At 74.3% G+C, this 6,793-nt stretch carries 6 protein-coding genes; 3 read left to right on the top strand and 3 right to left on the bottom strand.

Annotated elements, in window-relative coordinates; translation table 11 throughout:
* The first annotated feature begins 27 nt into the window (after nt 1-27).
* Entirely contained in the window at nt 28-396 is a 369-nt protein-coding gene (panD, locus tag C6W10_RS00800) for an aspartate 1-decarboxylase (protein WP_107255893.1), read from the top strand.
* Nucleotides 397-449: 53 nt separating this feature from the next.
* Complete coding sequence (locus C6W10_RS00795) at nt 450-1,496, top strand: pyridoxal-phosphate dependent enzyme (RefSeq protein WP_159079166.1); 1,047 nt, start codon at nt 450-452, stop codon at nt 1,494-1,496.
* 165 nt (nt 1,497-1,661) lie between these two features.
* Here the strand turns inward: C6W10_RS00795 and C6W10_RS00790 are convergent, their stop codons facing one another.
* Nucleotides 1,662-1,877 carry an MbtH family protein gene (locus C6W10_RS00790; RefSeq protein WP_107255891.1) on the bottom strand — a complete coding sequence of 72 codons (216 nt, stop codon included), beginning with the start codon at nt 1,875-1,877 and terminating at the stop codon, nt 1,662-1,664.
* A 342-nt stretch (nt 1,878-2,219) separates the two neighbouring features.
* On the opposite strand from C6W10_RS00790, the gene C6W10_RS00785 reads away from it, so the two are divergent.
* Nucleotides 2,220-3,143, top strand: a complete 924-nt coding sequence (locus C6W10_RS00785) for a TauD/TfdA family dioxygenase (protein WP_199853820.1) — start codon at nt 2,220-2,222, stop codon at nt 3,141-3,143.
* Here C6W10_RS00785 and C6W10_RS00780 read toward each other — a convergent pair.
* Nucleotides 3,134-4,891: an ABC transporter ATP-binding protein gene (locus C6W10_RS00780; protein WP_107255889.1), complete on the bottom strand. Its 1,758-nt coding sequence runs from the start codon at nt 4,889-4,891 to the stop codon at nt 3,134-3,136. The two genes, C6W10_RS00785 and C6W10_RS00780, sit on opposite strands and share 10 nt — an antisense overlap.
* On the bottom strand, nt 4,888-6,609 hold the full coding sequence (locus C6W10_RS00775) for an ABC transporter ATP-binding protein (RefSeq protein ID WP_159104398.1): 1,722 nt from the start codon (nt 6,607-6,609) through the stop codon (nt 4,888-4,890). Before C6W10_RS00775 ends, C6W10_RS00780 begins: the two co-directional genes overlap by 4 nt.
* Between the last annotated feature and the right edge of the window lie 184 nt (nt 6,610-6,793).

Genomic DNA, 6,793 nt, shown 5'->3' with positions numbered 1-6,793 from the left:
AAATCTTCGCCAGGAAAGGGTCCGCCAGTGTTTCGTACGATGGTGAAATCGAAAATCCACCGGGCCACGGTCACCCAGGCCGACCTGAACTACATCGGCTCGCTTACCGTCGACCTCGACCTGCTCGACGCCGCCGACCTCATCGCCGGTGAGCAGGTGCACGTCGTCAACGTGACCAACGGCGCCCGCCTGGTGACCTACCTGATCGAGGGGGAGCGCGGCTCCGGGATCATCAGCGTGAACGGGGCCGGCGCCCGGCTGGCCCACCCCGGCGACATCCTGATCATCATCGGGTACGGCGTCGCCGACACCGAGACGGAGTCCGTGAAGCCGAAGGTCGTGTTCGTCGACGGGAACAACCGGATAGCGGATCTCGGCCACCTCCTCGACCGCTGATGCCCGACGCCGGAAGCCCGACCGTCACGGGCCAGCGCGACACGAGCGGACGGGTGGGCTCCCCGCTGCGGCTGGCCGCACACACCGACACGCCCCTGTGGCCGGTGCTGGTGCGTCGGCGGGGCGGCGAGCATCCGCTCTGGCTGAAGCTGGAGCTCTTCAACCCCACCGGCTCGATCAAGTACCGCACGGCGGTCGGGCTGGTCGCGGCGCTGGACGCCGAACGCCCGCTGGCGCCGGGCACCCAGGTCGTGGAGTCGACCTCGGGAAACCTCGGCCTCGCCCTGGCCCGGGTGCTCTCGCTGCTGCACTGCCACCTCACGGTCGTGGTCGACCCGAAGGTGCCGGCCACCGTACGCGACCGGCTGCGCGCCGAGGGCGCGGTGGTGGCGCCGGTGGACGAGCGGGACACCCACGGCGGCTACCTGCTCACCCGCCTGGCCCGGGTACGCGAGCTGTGTGCGGAGGACCCGGCACTGCGCTGGCCCGACCAGTACTCCAACCCGGCCAACCCGGGGGTGCACCGGGACATCACGGCCCGCGAGCTGCTCCGCCAGACCGGCGGCGACCTCGACGCGGTACTGGTCGCGGTGAGCACCGGCGGCACGCTCGTCGGGATCAGCGAGGGAGTGCGGCAGGCCCGGCCGGGCGTGCGGATCTACGCGGTCGACGTCCAGGGTTCGCTGGTGACCCGGGACGTCGGCCGCTCGCACCTGCTCACCGGCATCGGCTCCAGCCGCAAGTCGTCGTTCCTGCGCCCGGGGCACTACGACGAGGCGCTCCGGGTGCGTGACGTGGAAGCCTTCGCGTACTGCCGGATGTTCCTCGACGACACCGGCCTCGCGATCGGGGGATCGGGCGGGGCGGTCCTCGCCGCCTACGTCGGGGGGCTGCCGGCGGCCACGGGCGGGCCCCGCCGGCCGGTGGCGGTCATCCCGGACGGCGGGGACAACTACGGCGTCACCGTGTACGACGACGGGTGGCTGGCCCGGCACGGCGTGCTGGACGAGACCCGGGCGGTCCAGGAGGCGGCCCGGGCGGACGGGGTCGGCTTCGACGGGTCGGCGCTGGCCGCCCCGCTCGGCGGCTGGCGGCGCTGACCGGGCAAGGAGCGGCGCTCGACCCGGGCGAGGAGCCGCGCTGAACCCGGGCGAGGAGCCGCGCTGAACCCGGGCGACGAGCGGCGCTGAACCCGGGCGAGAAGCGGCGCTGGACCCGGGTGCGCCGGTGGCGGGTGGCCCGCCCCGGCACACCACCGGCGCCGGTCAGGCCGTCGCCTCCATCGACCGGCGCAGGCTCAGCGGGCGCATGTCGGTCCACACCTCGCTGATGTGCTCCAGGCACTCGGACTTGCTGCCCGTGCGGCCCACCTCCCGCCACCCGGCCGGGATCTCCCGGTCGGCCAGCCAGATGGAGTACTGCTCCTCGTCATTCACCACGACCGTGTACCGCCGGTCGTCCTGATCGTCGTCGAAGGCCATCCCTTTTCCCCTTTCTGTGCGCCGGCCAGGCCCGGTTCGCCGGTCGATGCTAGGGCACCACTCCGGCGGCCGACAACGATTCCGTCACGGGCCGGGAACGTGCCTCATTTGCCGCCCGGCGCCGCGCTGGTACGTTTCTCCACGCCGGTTGCGGCCCCTGCGGACGACGCGGAGCAAAGACGGCCGGAAATACAGCGGCGAGCAACGGACGAAAAGGTGCGAGAAATGGCGTCAGAGGCACCCGAAAAGGCGTCGCGGGGTCCGAGGAGCCGGCGACGTACCGCAGTTGCCGGGTCCGCGCTGGTCGACAGCGGCCGGCTCCACCCCGACCGGAACCTCCCGGTGCTGATCCGTCCGGCGGTGCCCGGCGTGCAGCTCGACCAGTGGGCCGTGGCGCACCGGGACGTGATCGAGGAACACCTGCTGGCCTCCGGCGCCGTACTGCTGCGCGGCTCCGGCATCACCGACCCGGCCCGGTTCGACGCGTTCATGGCGGCGCTCTATCCCGACCTCGTCGCCGAACACGAGCGGTCGTCACCACGGCACCAGGTCAGTGGCAACGTCTACACCTCCACCGACCACCCGGCCGACCAGTCGATCTTCCTGCACAACGAGATGTCGTACTCGGTGCGCTGGCCGATGCGGATCGGCTTCTGCTGCGTCACGGCGCCCGCCACCGGCGGCGCGACGCCGATCGCCGGCACCCGCGAGGTCCTCGACCTGCTGCCGGTGCCGGTGCGGGAGGAGTTCGCCCGCCGTGGCGTGCGGTACGTGCGCAACTACGGCGACGGGCTGGGCCTGCCGTGGCAGACCTCGTTCCACACCGACGACCGGGCCGAGGTGGAGCGCTACTGCCAGGAGAACGGTCTCACCGCCGAGTGGAAGGACGGCGACCGGCTGCGCACCACCCGGGTCGCGCCGGCATTCGCCCGGCACCCCTCGACCGGGGAGACGGTGTGGTTCAACCACGCCACCTTCTTCCACGTCTCCACTTTGGAGCCGACCCTGCGGGACGCCCTGCTGGCCGACCTCGGGCCGTACGGCGTGCCGACGAACAGCTTCTACGGCGACGGCGAGCCGATCGAGCCGGAGACGCTGGCGATCCTGCACGCCGCGTACGACCGGGCGACCGTCTCCTTCCCCTGGCAGGAGGGGGACGTGCTGCTGCTGGACAACATGCTGGCCGCGCACGGCCGGGCCCCGTTCACCGGGCGCCGAAAGGTCGTGGTGGCGATGGCCGACCCGGTCGAGGCCACCTACGCCTGACCGTGCCAGGCCCGCCAGAGCCTGGCGTACACGCCGTCGGTGGCCACCAGCTCCTCGTGCCGGCCCACCTCGATCAGCCGGCCCCCGTCGAGCACCGCCACCCGGTCGGCGTCGTGCGCGGTGTGCAGCTTGTGTGCGACCGCGATGACGGTCCGCCCGGCGAGCAGGGCGGCCAGCGACCGTTCGAGGCGCCGGGCCGAGCGCGGGCTCAGCGCCGCGGTCGCCTCGTCGAGGATCAGCACCGCCGGATCGACCAGGACCAGCCGGGCCAGCGCGAGCTGCTGGGACTGCGCCGCGGAGAGGGCATGCCCACCCGCACCGACCCGGGTCTCCAGCCCCTGCGGCAGCGCCTCGGCCCAGCCGAGCGCGTCGACGGTCCGGAGCGCCCGTACCACGTCGGCGTCGACGTCCGGCGGCAGCGGTAGCCGTACGTTGTCGCGCAGCGACCCGGCGAAGACGTGGTTCTCCTGGGTCAGCATCGCGACGTACCCGCGCAGGACCTCGGGCGGCAGCGCGTGTGTCGGCACCCCGCCGATCTCGACGGTCCCGCCGTCGGGCAGGTCGATGCCGCTGACGAGGCGTACCAGCGTGCTCTTGCCGGCCCCGCTGGGCCCGACGAGCGCGAGCCGTTCGCCGGGGGCGACCGTCAGGCTCACCTCGTGCAGTACCGGCGTGGCGTCGTAGCCGAAGCGCACCGCGCGCACCCGTACTCCGTTGCCGTCGGGGCGGATCGAGGTCTCCGTCGGGCGGCACGCCGCACCCTGCTCCGCCGCGTTCTGCACCCCGACGACCCGGGCGAGCGCGGCCGAGGCGAGCTGGAGTTCGTCGAGCCAGCCGACCAGCGCGTCGAGCGGTTCGACCAGCAGCCACGCGTAGACGGTCACCGCGACGACGTCACCGAGGCTCACCGCGCCGCGCTGGTACTGCACCGCGCCGAGGATCAGCGCCGCCAGCACCGTCAGCAGGTACGACAGCTCGACACCGGGCAGCCATTCGGTCCGCAGCCGCAGCGTGTGGCGTTCGGCGGCACGCACCTCGGCGATCGCCCGGTCGGTGTCGGAGATCCGCCTCGGGCCGAGCCGCAGCGCCTCGACCGTCCGCGCCCCGGCCACGGTCTCGTGCACCACCGCGTTCACCCTCGCCCACGCCGCGGTCTCGGCCCGGTAGCCGGCGGGAGCGCGGCGCAGGTAGCGCCGGGTGCCGAGGACCAGCAGCGGCAACCCGGCCGCAAGGCAGAGCGCGAGCGTCACGTCGGTGAGCAGCATCGCACCGACGGTCAGCGTCGCCACGGCCGCCGCGACCACCACCTCGGGTACGGCGGCGCGCAGCGCGTACGACAGCGACTCGACGTCGGAGGTGACCCGGGTCAGCAGGTCGCCGGCCGGGGCCCGCTCGACCAGTGGCAGCGGCAGCCGCAGCACCCGGTCCATGAACCGCTCCCGGATCCGGGCCAGCAGCTCCTCGGCGAGGAGGGCGGCGCGGCGGCGGGCCGCCAGCACGAACGCCGCCTGGACCAGCAGCACACCGGCGTAGCCGGCGGCGAGCGTGTCGACCCGGGCGACCGGGGTGCCGCGCTGCACGGCGTCCACGATGGAGCCGAGCAGGCGCGGGCCGACCAGCGCGGCGGCCGCCGCCACGACATGCAGCCCGAGGATCAGGCCGAGCCGGCCACGGTGCGCGGCAAGCAGTTCGCGGGCGTACGACCAGACCGCGCGACCGGACGCGACCGGCAGGGCGGGGGCGCTCACGGTCGTACCGCCGTCTCGGCGGCGCCCCGGCCGACGTGTGCGCGGTAGCGCTCGTCATCGGCGAGCAGGCTCGGATGGCTGCCCTCGGCCACCGCCCGCCCGCCCTCGACCAGCACGACGTGCTCCGCCCGGGCCAGCAGCAGCGGGCTCGCGGTCAGCAGCACCGTGGTCCGTCCGGCCCGGGTCCCCGGCAACGACTCCGCCACCCGCGCCTCGGTGTGGGCGTCCAGCGCGCTCGTCGGTTCGTCCAGCAGCAGCACGTCCGGGTCGGCGACCAGCGCCCGGGCCAGCGCCAGCCGCTGCCGTTGCCCGGCGGACAGGGAGCGGCCCTGCTCGGTCACCGGCCGGGACCAGCCCGCCGGGTCACCGCTGAGCAGGTCTTCGGCCGCCGCCGTGGCCAGGGCCAGCTCCGGCGGCACGCCACGGCCGGCGCGGGGCGGGGCGAGGGTCTCCGCCAGCGTGCCGGCGAAGAGCACCGCGTCCGCGTCGACGAGCAGCACCCGCCGCCGCAGCTCCGCCAGGGGCAGCCGATCCAGGGGTACGCCGCCGAGGCGGACGTCCCCGGCCGCGTAACCGGCCAGCCGGGCCGGTACCGCCACGGCGTCGCCCGGGTCGAGGCAGACGATCGCGGTGAGCCTGCCCGGTCGTACGGTCACTCCGTAGTCGTGGTCGACCAGCCCGACGTCCCCGTCCGGCGGGGAGAGCGGCCGGGCCGGTTCGGGCCGGTCCCGCCCGATCGTCAGCAGCGCGTGCACCCGGCGTGCCGAGACCAGCCCCCGGGTCAGCGCGACGACCGCGTCCGACGCCGCGCTCAGCGGCAGGAAGAGGAAGGCGGCGTAGCCGTAGAAGGCGGCCAGTTCGCCCGCGCTGATCCGACCCGCCGCGGCGGCTCGCGCCCCGAGCCAGGTGACGGTGACCAGCACCAGACCGGGGAGCAGCACCTGTGCGGCGTACATCGTGGCCTGGGTCCGGGCCGTGGCGACCGCGGTGTGGCGCACCTGCTGCGAGGCGCGGTGGTAGCGGGCCAGGACGTTCTGCTCGCCGCCGATGCCGCGCAGGACCCGCAGCCCGGCCGCGATGTCGGCGGCGACCGACGCGGCCCCGGCGAGCGCGTCGCCGACCCGGCGCTGGCGGCGTTGCAGCGGTGCGGCGAACGCGCCGACCGCCGCGAGCGTGACCGGCACTCCGAGTACGACCACGGCGCCCAGCGCGGGTGACGCCGCCAGCAGGAGTACCGCGATGACGACCACCGAGGCGACCGCCCCGGCCAGGTTCGCCGCCGCGACCAACGCGAATCCCACGTTCGCCGACTCGATCCCGGAGAGCGCCACCACCTCACCGGCGACGAGTCGGCGCCGGACGGTGTCGCCCAGCCCGGCCACGTGCCCGACCGTGAGCCGCTGCACCCGGAAGCCGGCTGCCAGCCGGATCGACACGGAGACCCGGTGCGCCCAGACGCTCGCCACCGTGCTCAGCACACCCACCGCGCCGACCGCGCCGACCCATCGGGCGAAGACACCGTCCGCTCCGCCGGCCACCAGCGCGTCGACGGCCCGTCCCACCCCGGCCGGGATGAGGCTACGGGTGCCCATCGCGACGACGGCGAGCGTGCAGCCGTAGACCAGCAACCGCCACTGCCGCTTGGCGATCCAGCGGAACAGCACGGCCGCGGAGCGCAGGTCCGGCCGCTCCACGGCATTGTCGTCGGGTCGGCGCACGGTCGGAGGGTAGCCCGCGACGGCGCTTCCCGAGAGTGGACAGTTCGGTTACCGTCCACATTGCGATCGGCCGATACGACCTGGTCGCCTTCGCCGTCCTGGCCCGGATCGCCGCACTGGCGCGACCGGGTCGGCCACGCGGGAACCGTGCGCCACAGGCGGCCAGGAGTGTGTGGTGTCTCAA

The sequence above is a fragment of the Plantactinospora sp. BB1 genome (genome assembly GCF_003030385.1).
Taxonomy (GTDB): Bacteria; Actinomycetota; Actinomycetes; order Mycobacteriales; family Micromonosporaceae; genus Plantactinospora.
Note: the sequence above shows the minus strand (reverse complement) of the source record. Positions and strands in the feature narration are given on the sequence as shown.

What these genes read in the sequence shown, in the direction of transcription:
- C6W10_RS00790 (WP_107255891.1), bottom strand. Translation starts at nt 1,877, where the DNA reads ATGGCCTTCGACGACGATCAGGACGACCGGCGGTACACGGTCGTGGTG.